This is a genomic window from Saccharothrix sp. HUAS TT1 (assembly GCF_040744945.1).
Classification (GTDB): Bacteria; Actinomycetota; Actinomycetes; order Mycobacteriales; family Pseudonocardiaceae; genus Actinosynnema.
Genome location: NZ_CP160453.1, coordinates 1,124,683 through 1,139,449 on the forward strand (window position 1 = coordinate 1,124,683; position 14,767 = coordinate 1,139,449).

General features: G+C 72.8%; 11 protein-coding genes and 1 tRNA gene. 2 read left to right on the plus strand and 10 right to left on the minus strand.

Going from position 1 to position 14,767, the window contains the following annotated elements:
- Positions 1-35: 35 nt before the first annotated feature.
- The gene (locus AB0F89_RS05495) at positions 36-986 is read left to right on the plus strand and encodes a TIGR03617 family F420-dependent LLM class oxidoreductase (RefSeq protein ID WP_367133200.1); all 951 of its coding nucleotides are present in this window, start codon (positions 36-38) and stop codon (positions 984-986) included.
- Here the strand turns inward: AB0F89_RS05495 and AB0F89_RS05500 are convergent.
- Both AB0F89_RS05500 and AB0F89_RS05505 read right to left on the minus strand, forming a co-directional pair.
- Positions 973-1,149, minus strand: coding sequence for a hypothetical protein (locus AB0F89_RS05500; RefSeq protein WP_367133202.1), 177 nt, complete (start codon positions 1,147-1,149; stop codon positions 973-975). The two genes, AB0F89_RS05495 and AB0F89_RS05500, sit on opposite strands and share 14 nt — an antisense overlap.
- A gap of 167 nt (positions 1,150-1,316) precedes the next feature.
- Positions 1,317-1,390, minus strand: a tRNA-Thr gene (locus AB0F89_RS05505).
- A gap of 125 nt (positions 1,391-1,515) precedes the next feature.
- Between AB0F89_RS05505 and AB0F89_RS05510 the strand changes: the two genes are divergently transcribed.
- Positions 1,516-3,114, plus strand: coding sequence for a hypothetical protein (locus AB0F89_RS05510; RefSeq protein ID WP_367133204.1), 1,599 nt, complete (start codon positions 1,516-1,518; stop codon positions 3,112-3,114).
- A gap of 15 nt (positions 3,115-3,129) precedes the next feature.
- On the opposite strand, the gene AB0F89_RS05515 is transcribed toward AB0F89_RS05510, so the two are convergent.
- The 8 genes from AB0F89_RS05515 to AB0F89_RS05550 form a co-directional block, all read right to left on the minus strand.
- The gene (locus AB0F89_RS05515; RefSeq protein WP_367133206.1) at positions 3,130-4,329 is read right to left on the minus strand and encodes a DNA polymerase III subunit delta'; all 1,200 of its coding nucleotides are present in this window, start codon (positions 4,327-4,329) and stop codon (positions 3,130-3,132) included.
- Positions 4,330-4,349: 20 nt separating this feature from the next.
- A complete protein-coding gene (locus tag AB0F89_RS05520) occupies positions 4,350-6,377 on the minus strand; it encodes a bifunctional MFS transporter/dTMP kinase (RefSeq protein WP_367133208.1) in 2,028 nt (675 codons plus the stop codon).
- Between the two features lie 84 nt (positions 6,378-6,461).
- On the minus strand, positions 6,462-6,878 hold the full coding sequence (locus AB0F89_RS05525) for a hypothetical protein (RefSeq protein ID WP_367133210.1): 417 nt from the start codon (positions 6,876-6,878) through the stop codon (positions 6,462-6,464).
- 13 nt (positions 6,879-6,891) lie between these two features.
- Entirely contained in the window at positions 6,892-9,669 is a 2,778-nt protein-coding gene (gene topA, locus AB0F89_RS05530) for a type I DNA topoisomerase (RefSeq protein WP_367133212.1), read from the minus strand.
- Positions 9,670-9,795: 126 nt separating this feature from the next.
- A complete protein-coding gene (locus AB0F89_RS05535) occupies positions 9,796-10,782 on the minus strand; it encodes a hypothetical protein (RefSeq protein WP_367133214.1) in 987 nt (328 codons plus the stop codon).
- Between the two features lie 90 nt (positions 10,783-10,872).
- The gene (locus AB0F89_RS05540) at positions 10,873-11,268 is read right to left on the minus strand and encodes a hypothetical protein (RefSeq protein ID WP_367133216.1); all 396 of its coding nucleotides are present in this window, start codon (positions 11,266-11,268) and stop codon (positions 10,873-10,875) included.
- 253 nt (positions 11,269-11,521) lie between these two features.
- Positions 11,522-12,097 carry a hypothetical protein gene (locus AB0F89_RS05545; RefSeq protein ID WP_367133218.1) on the minus strand — a complete coding sequence of 192 codons (576 nt, stop codon included), beginning with the start codon at positions 12,095-12,097 and terminating at the stop codon, positions 11,522-11,524.
- A gap of 144 nt (positions 12,098-12,241) precedes the next feature.
- The gene (locus tag AB0F89_RS05550) at positions 12,242-14,545 is read right to left on the minus strand and encodes a sodium-translocating pyrophosphatase (RefSeq protein ID WP_367133220.1); all 2,304 of its coding nucleotides are present in this window, start codon (positions 14,543-14,545) and stop codon (positions 12,242-12,244) included.
- Between the last annotated feature and the right edge of the window lie 222 nt (positions 14,546-14,767).

Here is a 14,767-nt window from a genome sequence, read left to right on the forward strand (position 1 = left end):
TCGCGCGGGCCGGGCGCCGGGTAGGTTCGACCGCCGTGAAGGTGGACCGACTGGAGATCGACCTCGACCCGCGGACCGCGCTCGACGCGGCGCGGGAGGCGGAGGCCGGCGGCTGCGACGGGTTCTGGGTGGCGGAGACGCGGCACGACCCGTTCCTGGCGCTCGGGCAGGTGGCCGGGCGGGTGGAGCGGGTCGAGCTGGGCACGGCGATCGCGGTCGCGTTCGCGCGCAACCCGATGAGCACCGCGGTGCAGGCCAACGACCTGCAGCTGCTGTCGGGCGGTCGGTTCAACCTCGGCCTCGGCTCGCAGGTGCAGCCGCACGTCACCAAGCGGTTCGGCATGCCGTGGTCGCGACCGGCCGCGCGGATGCGCGAGTTCGTGCTGGCGGTGCGCGCCATCTGGCACACCTGGGCCACCGGCGAGCGGCTGCGGTTCCGGGGCGAGTTCTACACGCACACGCTGATGACGCCGTTCTTCGACCCGGGACCCAACCCGCACGGACCGCCGAAGGTGTGGCTGGCGGGCGTCGGCGAGCTGATGACCGAGGTCGCGGGCGAGGTGGCGGACGGGTTCCTGTGCCACAGCTTCACCACCGAGCGCTACCTGCGCGAGGTGACGCTGCCCGCGCTGGCGCGCGGTCGGGCCAGGGCGGGCAAGCCGGTGGCCGGGCTGGAGGTCAGCGGCCCGTCGCTGGTGGCGTGCGACGAGGCGGCCGTCGCCGACGTGCGGCGGCAGATCGCGTTCTACGGCTCGACGCCCGCCTACCGCAAGGTGCTCGACCTGCACGGCTGGGGCGAGCTGCACGAGGAGCTGCACCGGCTGTCCCGGCGCCGGCTGTGGGACGACATGGCCGCCGCCGTCACCGACGAGGTCCTGGCCGCCTTCGCCGTCGTGGGCACGCCCGCCGAGGCGAGGGCCGAGCTGACCCGCCGCTACGGCGACGTGATCACCAGGGTCGCGGCGCCGGTGATCAGGACCGGATGAGGTGCCGACCGCTCGGCTCGTCCCGCACCCAGTGCCGGAACAGCTCCGCCCGCGCCCGCGCCACGGCCCGCTGCCGGACCCAGCACCGACGCCCCACGCGCGCCGCGAGCACGGCCAACGGCAGGGCCAGCACCGTCAGCACGACCATCGTCACCATCGCCATCACCTCCACGGTGGCAACGTCACCGTCGCCCACACCTGACGCCAATGGGGAAAACGTCACCCTGATGGAGCAGCATCACGGACACGGGCCGCAGCCGGCAAGGACGTGCGGGAACAGATCAGGCCCGGTGCGCTGGTGCGCACCGGGCCTGACCCGCATCTCACCTGAGCCGCCTATCGGAATCGAACCGATGACCTGCTCATTACGAGTGAGCCGCTCTGGCCGACTGAGCTAAGGCGGCGAGACGCGACAACTATAGCCCAAGCCGGGACCGTCACCGCACGGGGGTTGGGTCGTTGGAGCAGGAGTGACGGCGCTCACGTGCCGTCGCACGACGTCGCCGCCGGCACCGGAGGTCCGACCCACATGCGCCTGATGGCCCTGCCCGCCGCCGCCGTGCTGGTCGCGCTCTGCGCCGGGCCCGCCCTCGCCCAGCCGACGACGACGCCGGTCCCCGGTCCGCGCGACCCGAACCAGCCGCCCGTGTCGGCGGGACCGACCCCGCGGGCGCACGCGATCGGCGACGCGGGCACCGGGCTGGCGGTGGTCCGGCTCGCCCCGGACTCGACCGGCACCGGCACGATCCTGCCCGGTTTCGGCGAGCGGCTGCCCGAGCAGTCGGCGGCCGAGCTCGGCGTCGGGCTGGCGTCCGCGCAGGCCAACACCGAGGCGTTCCTGTCCTACGAGCGGTCGGTGGCGCAGGCGTCGCCGCTGGGCTTCGCGGTGCGGGGCCGGGCGCCGCAGACACCGGGCACGCTGGTGCAGACCGCGTCACCGGACAACGCCGAGCCGATCACCGGCGGCCTCACGCCGCCCGCCACGCCGCTGGACGCCCTGCTCAAGGTCGGTGTGCTGAACGGCAGCGTGCACGCCCGCTGGGACGACGAGCTGGGCCCGTGCGTGCAGCCGCTCGCGGACGCCAGGACCTCCGTCGCCTCGCTCAGCGTCCTCAACGCCATCCCCACCCTGCCGAGCACCCCGGACCTCACCGGCCTGCTCACCGGGGACACCCCGAAGCTCGACGCCGCCGCGCGCCAGTCGCTGATCGACAACGTCAAGCAGCTGACCGCGCCGCTGAGCAGCCTCGGCGGCCTGCTCTCCGGCACCCCCGACACCGGCGCGCAGGGCTCGCTGCTCAGCCTGCCGGACACCCTCAGCGCCCGTTCGACGGTCGAGCTGGTCGAGATCCCGGGCAGCGCCAACAAGGCCATCCGCTCGACCTCCACCCTCCAGGCGGCCGGTGTCCGGCTCCTCGCGGGCACCCCGGCGGAGATCCGCGTCGACGTCGTCGGCCAACCCACCCTCGTCGCGCTGTCCACCGGCGACCAGGCCACCTCGAAGGTCACCTACACCGCGCCGGTCCTCCGGGTCAGCCAGGGCGGCAGGGAGCTGGGCACGATCGACGCGGCCAACCCGAAGCTGGACGTCCCGATCGGCGTCGCGGCCGGTCAGCGGCTGCCGCTCGTCGGCGCGGTGGCGGACGGCCTGCCGAAGCTGGACATCGGCGTGCTGCGGCTCCAGGTCGCGCAGCTCAACCAGAAGGACATGGTCATCGACGGCCCCCTCCAGCAGGGCGGCCCCACCGTCAACGGGTTCATGATCGGGGCCACCGCGCGCCTGCTCGACCTCCAGCTGCTGCCGACCGACGTCCTCGGTCTGCCGAACCTGCCATCGGCGCTGGCGCAGGTGTCCCTGGGTGAGCAGATCGTGCGCGCGGCGGCCCCGAACGGCGGCGTGGTGTGCGCTCCGGCGCAGACCCCGCCGGGCGGTGGCGGCCAGGCCACCCCACCTCCGCAGGGCCGGCAGCTGGCCTACACCAACGCCGCCTACAAGACCGTCCCGATCTTCTGGACCGGCACCGCGCTGCTGCTGGTCGGCGCCGTCGTGGTCGGCGCCCTGCCGACCCGCCGCCGCCCGGCCGCCCGCCCCACGACCCGGTCGCCCGAGCCGCCGCCCTCGGCCTAGCGCGCGGGCCGGACCTCAGCCCCGCTGGAGCGTGGTCAGCATCGCCTCGACGGCGATCCGCGGCTTGACGTTCAGCTCCAGCGCGGTCCGGCAGCCGAGCACGGCCTCCAGCCGGCGCAGCGTCGACTCCGGCGTCCACGACGCCGCCGCCGACCTGGCGTCCTCGGCCCGGTCCGGGTGGTTGAGCACGGCCGCCGCGCCGGTCGCGGTCACCAGCACGTCCCGGTAGAACGCGGCCAGGTCGACCAGCGCCTGGTCCAGCGAGTCGCGCTGGGTCCGGGTGGCCCGCGACTTCTGCCGCTTCTCCAGGTCCTTCAACGCGCCCTTGGCGCCGCGGGTGGCGGCGGCCGTGCCCTTGCCGGTGCCACCACCGCCCATCGCGGTCTCCAACGCCTCGCGCTCGGCCTGGTCGCGGCCCTCGTTCGCGGTCTGCGCGTCACCCTCGGCGGCCGACACGAGCTGGTCGGCGCAGGTGAAGATGTCGGCGGGTCGGCGCAGCGCCATCGGAATCCGCAGCACGGCCTCGCGCCGCGCCCGGGACTGCTCGTCGGTCGCCAGCCGGCGCGCCCGGCCGACGTGCCCGCCGCACACCGAGGCCGCCCACGCCGCCACCTCCGGCGCCACGCCCTCGTGCTCCAGCGCCGACGCGATCGACGCCGCGCGCGGCGTGGCCAGCGAGACGATCCGGCACCGGGACCGGATGGTCACCGACACGTCCTCGGGGTGGTCGGAGGGCGCGCAGAGCAGGAACACGGTCCGCGCCGGCGGCTCCTCGACGGCCTTGAGCAGCGCGTTCGCCGCGCCTTCGGTGAGCCGGTCGGCGTCGGCGATGATCACCACCTGCCACCGCCCGGACGTCGGCCGGCGGGCCGACACCTGCACCAGCGACCGCATCTCGGCCACCGGGATCGACAGCCCCTCGGGCGCGACGACCCGCACGTCGGCGTGCGTGCCGGCCAACGTCGTGTGGCAGCCCGCGCACGAGCCGCAGCCGGGCCGGTCGTCCGCGGCGGTGCACTGCAGCGCCGCGGCGAACGCCCGGGCCGTCGCCGAGCGCCCCGAGCCGGGAGGTCCGGTGAACAGCCACGCGTGCGTCATCGCGCCGGGCGCGGGCGAGCCGCCCGCCACGATCGACGCGGCGGCCTCCGCCGCCGCCGACAGCACCGCGACCGCCTCGGGCTGACCGACGACGTCGCCCCACACACCACGGTTCACCGGGCGACCGTACCGATCCGTCAGGACGTCCCCGCCACCGGCTTGACCGGCATCCTGGTCCGCCGGGCCAGCAGCGGCAGCACCGCGGTCCGCACCCGCTCGGCCACCTCGTCCTCGGTGCCGTCGGCGTCGACCACGACGTAGCGCTCCGGGTCGGCCGACGCCATGTCGGTCAGCAGCTTCTGCACCCGCCAGTGGTGCTCGACCGTGTCCAGCGTGCCGCCCGAGGCCCGGACCTGCGACGGCGTCCGGTCCAGCAGCACGGTCACGTCCGGCCGCAGCCGCCCGGTGGCCCAGTCGACCAGGCCCTCCACCTCGCGCGGCTCCACGCTGCCCGCCGCGCTGAAGTGCGCCAGCGGGCTGTCGACGTAGCGCTCCATGACGACCAGCGCGCCGTTGTCCAGCGCCGGCCGCACCTCGCGCTCGACCACGTCCGCCCGCACGGCCGCCGACACCAGCGCGTGCGCCCGCACCCCGGCCAGGTCGGCGGTGGTCAGCAGGTTGCGCAGCCGCTGCTCGTCCAGGTCCGGGTCGGAGGCCAGCACCACCTCGCGCCCGGTCTCGCGCAACGCCTCGGCCAGCCTCCTGGCCTGCACGGACGTGTCCTGCCGGGTGTCGCCCTCGACGGCGATCAGCAGACCGCCGGTCCGCCGGGCCCGACCGCGCAGCGCGGCCAGCACGTCGGACAGGAACGGCTCGGTGCGCCGGTTGTCCATCTGCCGGTAGGCGATCAGCCCGAGCAGCGCGGCGATCACGCCCGCGCCGAACAGCACCGGCCGGGTGCCGTCCACCTGCATCGGGTGGTCGAAGATCGTGATCGTGCGCTTCTGCACCAGGGTGACCAGCAGCGGCGCGGTGGCCGACGAGGCGAACAGCACCACCTTGAGCAGCGACTGGAGCAGCGCCACGGTCCGGCCGCGCATCGCGTCCTCGACCTGCGCGCCGACGATGGTCAGGCCGGTCAGGAACGCCATGCCCGCCGACGCGCCGACGAACGCCACCGCGATCAGCGCCACCCACAGGTGCGGCGCGAACGCCACGAACAGCAGGCTCAGGCCCGCGACCAGGATCGTCACGCCGAACAGCCGGTCGTACGGCAGCCGCCGGGCCATCCGCGGCGCGGTCGCCATGCCCAGCGCCAGGCCGGCGAACACGGCCACGAACAGCAGGCCGAACGCGGAGTCGCCGCCCAGCAGCGACAGCGAGTAGGGGGTGGCCGTGCCGATCACCGCGCCGGCCGCGGCGAACGCGCCGATCATGCCGATGACCAGGCCGCGGACCAGCGGCGTGCGGGCCGCGTACTTCATGCCGTCGCGCAGCATGGCGAAGAAGCCGGGCGCCTCGCCGTCCTCCCGGGTGCGCTTGACCGCGGCGATCCGGCCGGACAGCTCCGGGATGCGGGTCGCGACGATGATCGCCGACGTCACGTACAGCGCGCCGTTCACCATGACCGCGATGGTCGCGATCCGGAACTCCAGGTCGCTGTTCTGCAGGCCCAGGTAGCCGGGGATGCCGGAGATGATCGAGTACAGGCCCGCGCCGGAGATGACCGAGATGCCGTAGGTCATCACCAGGCCGAGCTGGTTGGCCGTCTCCACCTGGTCGGGCCGGCGCAGCAGGTTCGGCACGGCCGAGTCCTTGGCCGGGATCCACAGCATCGCGCAGCAGCCGACCAGGAAGTTCGCGATGAACAGCCACCACGCGGTGCCGACCAGCGCGATCGAGATGAACAGGCCGCCCCGCAGCAGGTCGCAGACCACCATGATCTTGCGGCGGTCGAACCGGTCCGCCAGCACGCCGCCGAGCGGCGCGAACAGGATGCCGGGCAGCAGCTGGGTCAGCACGACCAGGCTGAGCGAGAAGCTCTGCCACTGGTAGCTGTCCATCATCTTGGTGACCAAGCCGGTCAGGGCCAGCAACGACAACCAGTCACCGACGCTGCACAGAAAGGTGACACCCCAGAGCCTGCGGAACGGCCGGATCGCCAACACGCTGCGAATCCGGTGGCTGGTCGAGGCCGCTGTGCCGCCGTCTTGGATGGTGCTCACCCCCGCCGATGGTGCAGGACGTAAGGGTAGCCGGACCGATTCACGCGACCGACCACCTGGGCCGTTCGGGTGACCGGAACGGGATCACCGCACCAGGTCGACCACTGCCTCGACGATCTCGCGCAGCACGGTGAACAGCAGTCCCCCGAGGGCGGCCAGCGCGATCAGGCACCCGACCAGCGCGCCCCGGCCCTTCTTCGGGTCGGGGCGGTCGGCCCGGTCGGGCTGGTGGCGGGCCAGGCCGGCGTGCGGGACGTGCGCGGCGGGCGTGCCCGTCACGTGCCCGGACGCCGGTCGGGCCGCCCGACGAGCAGGTGCGCGGCGGATCGGCGGCGCCGGCGGGACGGGGGCGGGCGGCGGCGCCACGACCGGCGGCGCGACCGGCGCCCCCGCCGGCCGGTAGCGGTGCTCGCCCGTCACCAACCCGGCGAGCGGGTCCGGGAACACCCGCGGTGGCGGGGCGGCCTGCGTCCCGTCCCGGCCGAACAGACCACCGTCCACCGCGTCGCCTCCCCTAGCCCTTGGACTTCGCCGGGGCCTTCTTCCGCGCGGGCGCCTTCTTGGCCGCCGGGGCCTTCTTCTTGGTCGTCGGCCCCTTGGCCCGCTTCTCGGCCAGCAGCTCGGCCGCCCGCTCGTCGGACAGGCCCTCGACGCTGTCCGACTTGCGCAGCGAGGCGTTGGTCTCGCCGTCGGTCACGTACGGGCCGAACCGGCCCTCCTTGACCACCATCGGCTTGCCGGACACCGGGTCCGCGCCCAGCTCCTTCAGCGGTGGCGCGGCCGCCGCCCGACCCCGCTTCTTCGGCTCGGCGTAGATCTTCAGCGCCTCGTCCAGGGTGACCGTGAACAGCTGGTCCTCGCTGGTCAGCGACCGCGAGTCGGTGCCCTTCTTCAGGTACGGCCCGTACCGGCCGTTCTGCGCGGTGATCTCCGCGCCGGTCTCCGGGTCCTTGCCGACCACGCGCGGCAGCGAGAGCAGCCTCAGCGCGTCGTCCAGCGTCACCGAGTCCAGCGACATCGACTTGAACAGCGAGCCGGTGCGCGGCTTCGGCGCCTTCTTCGCGCCCTCCGCCGCCTCCGGCAGCACCTCGGTCACGTACGGGCCGAACCGGCCCTCCTTGGCCACGATCTCGTGCCCGGTGACCGGGTCGTTGCCCAGCGAGCGACCCTCCTGCGGCGTGGCGAACAGCTTCTCCGCGATGTCGCGGTTCAGCTCGTCCGGCGGCAGGTCGTCGGGCAGGTTCGCCCGCTGCGCGCTCGCCGCGCCGTCCGGCCCCTCGACCTCGCGCTCCAGGTACGGCCCGTACCGGCCGACCCGGACGTAGACCGTGCGGCCCTCCACGTCGGAGAACAGCGGGATCGAGTTGACCTCGCGCGCGTCGATCTCCTCGACGCTGGAGCCGACCAGCTTCTTCAGCCCGCCGGACCGGCCGACCGAGGACTCCGGGCCGACGTTGCCGCCGAAGTAGAACCCGGACAGCCACGTGGTGCGCTCCTGGCGACCGGCGGCGATGCCGTCCAGCTCGTCCTCCAGCGCGGCGGTGAAGTCGTAGTCGACCAGCCGGCCGAAGTGCTGCTCCAGCAGCCCGACCACGGCGAACGCCACCCACGACGGGACCAGGGCGGAGCCCTTCTTCCACACGTAGCCGCGGTCCTGGATGGTGCTGATGATCGAGGCGTAGGTGGACGGGCGGCCGATGCCCAGCTCCTCCATCGTCTTGATCAGGCTGGGCTCGGTGAAGCGCGGCGGCGGCGAGGTCGAGTGGCCGTCCGGGGACAGCTCGGCCGCCGACACCGACTGGTCCTTGGCCAGCTGCGGCAGGCGCGACTCGACGTCGTCGGACTCGCCGCCGGCCTCGGAGTCGACCGTCTCCACGTACGCCTTGAGGAAGCCCGCGAAGGTGATCGTGCGACCGGACGCGGCGAACGTGACCTCCTCGCCGGCCGCCGTGGCGCCCGTGATGCGCACGGACGTCGTGTTGCCCCTGGCGTCGGCCATCTGGGAGGCGATCGTGCGCTGCCAGATCAGCTCGTACAGCTTGAACTCGTCGGACTCCAGCTCGCGGGCGACCTGGCCGGGGGTGCGGAACACCTCGCCCGCCGGGCGGATCGCCTCGTGGGCCTCCTGCGCGTTCTTGACCTTGCGGGTGTACTGGCGGGGCTCCTTGGACACGTACTGCGAGCCGTACAGCTCGGTGGCCTGCGCCCGCGCCGCCGCGATCGCGGTCTCCGACAGCGTGGTGCTGTCGGTGCGCATGTAGGTGATGTAGCCGTTCTCGTACAGCTTCTGCGCGGTGCGCATGGCGCGGTCCGCCGAGAAGCGCAGCTTGCGGCCCGCCTCCTGCTGGAGCGTGGACGTCATGAACGGCGCGTACGGCTTGCGCGAGTACGGCTTCTCCTCGACCGAGGACACCGTCATGGTGGCGTTGACCAGGCCCTCGGCGATGGCCCTGGCCTGCGCCTCGTCCAGCACCCGGACGTCGGGGGTGGCCCCGCCCGGCCCGGCCTTCAGCCTGCCGTCGGGCCCGAAGTCGCGACCGGCGGCCAGGCGCGTGCCGTCCACCGCGACCAGGCGCGCGCCGAACGTGCGCGGCGAGGCGTCGGCGCCCGCGTCCATGGTCGCCGAGACGTCCCAGTACGAGGCGGTGACGAACTTCATCCGCTCCCGCTCGCGCTCGACCACGATCCGGGTCGCCACGGACTGCACGCGGCCCGCCGAGAGCTTCGGCATGACCTTCTTCCACAGCACCGGGCTGACCTCGTAGCCGTAGAGGCGGTCGAGGATGCGGCGGGTCTCCTGGGCGTCGACCAGGTCCTGGTCCAGGTCGCGCGGGTTCGCGGCGGCGGCGAGGATCGCGGGCTCGGTGATCTCGTGGAACACCATCCGCCGGACCGGGACCTTCGGCTTCAGCGTGTCCAGCAGGTGCCAGGCGATGGCCTCGCCCTCGCGGTCGCCGTCCGTCGCGAGGTAGAGCTCGTCGACGTCCTTCAGCAGCTCTTTCAGCTCGGCGACGGTCGCCTTCTTGTCGGGCGTGACGACGTACAGCGGCTCGAAGTCGTGGTCCACGTCCACGCCCAGCCGGGCCCACGGCATGCCCTTGTACTTCGCGGGCACGTCGGCGGCGCCCCGGGGCAGGTCCCGGATGTGCCCCTTGGATGACTCCACGACGAAGTCGTTGCCGAGGTAGGACGCGATCTTCCGCGCCTTCGTGGGCGACTCGACGATCACCAACCGCCGGTTGCCGCTCGCTGATCCCCCGTTTGTCTTCCTCGCCCGTGTCGATCCAGCCACGCCGTCCCGCTCTCTTCGAACACTGTGTCCCGACCCGCCAGTGTGCACTGTCCTATGTCGCCGCTGGGCAGCCCTGGTCGGGACAGGGTGACACAACTGTGCCGGATCCTCCGCCAGGAGGACGCGCTACGCGGCCGGCCAGGTGCGCTCGGCAACGCCCCGCGGCGCCCGTCCGACCAGCTCCGCCAGCCGTTCGAGCCGCCGTCTGCCGACCACCCGCAGCGCCGGTCCCCCGGCTCCGTCGGACAAGAGTGTCGAGGGCAGGCCCGACGTGGCCAACGCTTTTCGGAGGGTTTCGTGCGTGTCGGGCGCGGTCGGGTCGAGGCCCAGGAGGTACCCGGAGCCGGACTCCACCCACCGGCCGGCCGCCAGCGCCCACAGCCGCAGCGCGCCGCCGTCGAGGGTGAAGTCGGGTGGGACGACCTTGCGGCAGCCGTCGAACCACTGCCCGGCCAACCCGGCCAGGTCGGCCCGGAAGGGGGTCATGACCTGCCAGGACTCGGTGACCTCCGGCTCCGCGCCGGCTTCGGGTCCCGCTTCGGGCCCGACCTCGGGTTCGGCCTCCGCTTCGGCCTCCGCCTCGGGTTCGACCCGGGTTTCGGCCTCGGTCGGATCGGCTTCGGCCTGGTCGGGCGCGACCAAGTCGGGTTCGGTCGGGTCGGGTTCGGCCAGGTCTGGTTCGGTCGGGTCTGGTTCGGTCGGGTCTGGTTCGGTCGGGTCTGGTTCGGGGGCGGCCGGTCCGCTGCGGCCCGACCCGATCACCACCGGCTGGAACCCGTCCGACTCGTCGTCGGCCGGCTCGACCGGCTCGTCCGGCGGTTCGGCCTCGACCTCCGCCACCAGGTCGTGCGCGACCTCGGCCGCGGGCGGTTCCCCGGCGGGCTCGTCCTGGGCCGGCGCCACCCGGACCAGCTCGACGCGCGCCTGCACCCCGCGCTCGGCCAGCACGGCCAGCACGGCGGCGGCCCGGTCCCGGGTGTCGACTCCCACCGACACCCGGGCCGCACGTCCGCGGGCGAAGCCCAGCGCCTGGCCGGGCCCGCACAGCAGGCCCGCCAGGTCACCGACGCAAGGCTGGCGCGCCTCGGCCGAGTAGAAGGACAGTTGCCCCACGAAGACGCAGCGTAGAACACACGTTCGACCACGGCCAGTCTCCGAAGGGCTGAACCACGTACCCCATCAGCCTCAGCCGTCCCACCGGTGTCAGCTGCCCAGGGACTTCAGCGATTCCGCCATCTTGGCGCACTGCGGCGCCTTCTGGAACGCCTCGGCCAGCTTCGGGTCCTCCTGGAGCTTCTTGATCTGCTCCTGGAGCTTCGACGGTTCGGCCTGGTCGCCGCCCAGCTCGCCGAGCTTGGTGCTGAACTCCGGGTCGTTCGGGTCGAGCGCGGCCAGCTCGGTGTTGGCCTTGCCCAGCTCCTCGCCGGAGTCCTGGAAGAACTTGACCAGCTCGTCGTGCAGCTGCTGCGCCTCCGCCGAGGGCGCGCCCAGGTCCGCCAGCTTCTCGCCGGACTCCGTCAACGCCTTGCCCGCGCTCGCGGTGTAGTCGAGCATCGCGGTCTTCTGCAGCGCCGTGTCCTCGGCGCCGCCTTCGAACATCGTCTTGAGCAGGGGTCATCAGGCCCTCGACCGTGGGCCCGACGCCGTCGCAGAACGTGCCGGTCCACTCGACCGGGTCAGCGCTCGCCGCCGCGGTCGTGGTCGTGGTGGCGGCGGCGGTGGACGACCCCGACGAGGACGAACCGCCACCGCCGCACGCGGAGGTGACCAGTACGGCGGCGAACACGCCCGCAAGCGCGACGCGGTGCTTCACGAATGCCCCCAATGGTGAAAAAGGTGAGGGGGCAACCTACTACGACGTGGGTGCGGCCGACTCGGACGGCCTCAGCGTCCGCAGGCCCTGGCAGGACTCGGCCTTCTCGGCCGCCTCGGACAGCTCCGGCGACGCCTCCAGCTGCTTCAGCGGCGCGACGAAATCATCCAGTCGAGTGATGGCCTCGCCCGCGGCTTGGAGCCCACCGACCGGGTCGTTGGCGTCCGCGGCCTCGATGGCGGCCTTGGCGTCGGAGAAGTTCTTCGCGATCCCGGTGAACGTCACCGCCATCTGCTCCACCTGCTCGTCACCGCCCGCCACCGGCGACGGGCCGACGCCGCGCAGCCCGGTCGCGGTCTGGGTGAAGGCGTCGGCCATCTGGCCCATGTACGCGCCCATGTCGGCCTTGAGCTTGGCCGGGTCGTTCGCGTCGAGCTGCGGTGGCGTCTTGGGCACCGTGGCGAACGACGCCGCCGCCGTGCACACCTTGTCCATGTACTCCACCGCCGCCGCGTCGGACGGTTCCGCGGACGACGTCGGCGCGGCGCCGTCGTCCCCGGAACCGCACCCGGCGACCGCCACGGCCAGCGCGGCGACCAGCGGAAGAAGTCTCATCAGGGTGCTCCCAACAGTTCTGGTCATCACCGGACAGTGTGCCCCCAATCGGGCGAGGCCACCCGACCCCCGCCACATCCGCGGCGCCGTGGACGCGCGAGGGCGGGGCGCCCCGACCGGGACGCCCCGCCCTAGTGCGGTCGATCAGGCGGAGGTGGTGGCCTCCGCCGGGGTGTCCGCGATGGCCGTGCCGCGCCGCTTGGACACGACCACGGCCGCCACGATGGCGATCACCGCGACGATCGCGATCGCGTACCGGATGCCCGCCGACTCGCCCGAGCCGACGGTGAACCCGACGATGGCGGGCGCGATCAGCACCGAGACCAGGTTCATCACCTTGATCAGCGGGTTGATGGCCGGACCGGCGGTGTCCTTGAACGGGTCGCCGACGGTGTCGCCGATGACGGTCGCGGCGTGGGCGTCGGAGCCCTTGCCGCCGTGGTTGCCGTCCTCGACCAGCTTCTTCGCGTTGTCCCAGGCGCCACCGGAGTTGGCCAGGAACACCGCCATCAGGGTGCCGGTGGCGATCGCGCCGGCCAGGTAGCCCGCCAGCGGGCCGACGCCGAGGCCGAAGCCGACCGCGATCGGGGCCAGCACCGCCAGCAGGCCGGGGGTGGCCAGCTCGCGCAGCGAGTCCTTCGTGCAGATGTCCACGACCCGGCCGTACTCCGGCTTGACCGTGCCGTCCATGATCCCGGGGTTCTCGCGGAACTGGCGGCGCACCTCGAACACGATCGCGCCCGCCGCGCGGGTCACCGCGTTGACCGCGAGACCGGAGAACATGAACACCACGGCCGCGCCGATGATGACGCCGACCAGCACGTTCGGGCTGAACACGACGTTGCTGAACGACACCGGCACGTCGGCGAGGCCGACCTGCACGTCCCGCAGCGCCTGTTCGATGGCGTCCTTGTAGGAGCCGAACAGCGCGGTCGCCGCCAGCACGGCGGTGGCGATCGCGATGCCCTTGGTGATGGCCTTGGTGGTGTTGCCCACCGCGTCCAGCTCGGTGAGGATCTGCGCGCCCTCGCCGTCGACGTCGCCGGACATCTCGGCGATGCCCTGCGCGTTGTCGGAGACCGGGCCGAAGGTGTCCATGGCCACGATGACGCCGACCGTGGTCAGCAGGCCGCAGCCGGCCAGCGCGACCGCGAACAGCGACACGACGACCGAGCCGGACAGCAGGAACGCGCCGTAGACCGCGCCGCCGATGACCAGCGCGGTGTAGACCGCCGACTCGAAGCCGACCGAGATGCCGGACAGGATGACGGTCGCCGCGCCGGTGAGCGAGGTGCGGCCGACCTCCTTGACGGGCTTGTGCTCGGTGCCGGTGTAGTAGCCGGTCAGCCACAGGATGACGCCCGCCAGCAGGATGCCGATGATCACCGCGATGGCGGCGATCCAGGCCGGGTTGCCGCTGGTGGCCGCGATCTCCTCGGTCACGCCCGCGAGGCCCGCGAACGAGCTGGGCAGGAAGAGGAACGCCGCGATCGTGCACAGCACCGCCGAGATGACCGCCGAGATGTAGAACGAGCGGTTGATCGCGGACAGGCCGTTCTCGCCGGTGCGCGCCCTGGTGATGTAGACGCCGATGACCGCGGTGATCACGCCGATCGCGGGGACGATCAGCGGGAACAGCAGGCCCTTCGCGCCGAACGCGGCGGTGCCGAGGATCAGCGACGCCACCAGGGTGACGGCGTAGGACTCGAACAGGTCGGCCGCCATGCCGGCGCAGTCGCCGACGTTGTCGCCCACGTTGTCGGCGATGGTGGCGGCGTTGCGCGGGTCGTCCTCGGGGATGCCCTGCTCGACCTTGCCGACCAGGTCCGCGCCGACGTCGGCGGCCTTGGTGAAGATGCCGCCGCCGACCCGCATGAACATGGCGAGCAGGGCCGCGCCGAAGCCGAAGCCCTCCAGCACCCTGGGCGCCTGGCCGACGTAGACGAACACGACCAGGGCCGCGCCGAACAGGCCGAGGCCGACGGTGAACATGCCGACCACGCCACCGGTGCGGAACGCGATCCGCATGGCCTTCTCCCGGCCGCCGTTCTCCCTGGCCGCGGCGGCGACGCGCACGTTCGCGCGGGTCGACAGCCACATGCCGAGGTAGCCGATGATGGCGGAGAAGCCGGCGCCGACGAGGAAGAACAGCGACCTGCCGATCCGCTCCCCAATGTCCTCGGCGGGCAGCGCGAACAGCAGCACGAACACGATGACGACGAAGATGCCGAGCGTTCGGAACTGCCGGTTGAGGTAGGCCGCTGCGCCCTCTTGGACCGCCTTGGCGATGTCCTGCATCTTGGAGGTGCCCTGGCCCGCGGCCAGCACCTCCCGGAGCAGCACGTAGCCCACGGCCAGGGCAGCCAGGGCGACCACGGCGACCACGGCCACGAGGCCGCGATCACCTCCGGAGAGCTCTAGGCCCTCCGCGAGGAATTGCCGGGACATCCGTCCTCCTGGTGAGTTTTCCAAGCCCAATGTCAGGGCCACCCCGCTGCTGTGAGGCGGGTCACTCACGCGACTGTCAGCCCCGACACAACGTGATGCACCCCTCATTGGATGCGATGTCGGCGGAGTCTATTCATAGTCCGCAAGTAGGCAACGACGAGTCCCGATCCGTACACACACCGTTATCCGCACAGGCAGGGTCCGGAAGTCGGCCGGGTGTGC

Excerpts from the sequence above, each read along its gene's own strand:
- AB0F89_RS05550 (WP_367133220.1), bottom strand. The coding sequence starts at position 14,545 with ATGTCCCGGCAATTCCTCGCGGAGGGCCTAGAGCTCTCCGGAGGTGAT.
- AB0F89_RS05510 (WP_367133204.1), top strand. The coding sequence starts at position 1,516 with ATGCGCCTGATGGCCCTGCCCGCCGCCGCCGTGCTGGTCGCGCTCTGC.
- AB0F89_RS05500 (WP_367133202.1), bottom strand. The coding sequence starts at position 1,149 with ATGGCGATGGTGACGATGGTCGTGCTGACGGTGCTGGCCCTGCCGTTG.
- AB0F89_RS05540 (WP_367133216.1), bottom strand. The coding sequence starts at position 11,268 with ATGTTCGAAGGCGGCGCCGAGGACACGGCGCTGCAGAAGACCGCGATG.
- AB0F89_RS05545 (WP_367133218.1), bottom strand. The coding sequence starts at position 12,097 with ATGAGACTTCTTCCGCTGGTCGCCGCGCTGGCCGTGGCGGTCGCCGGG.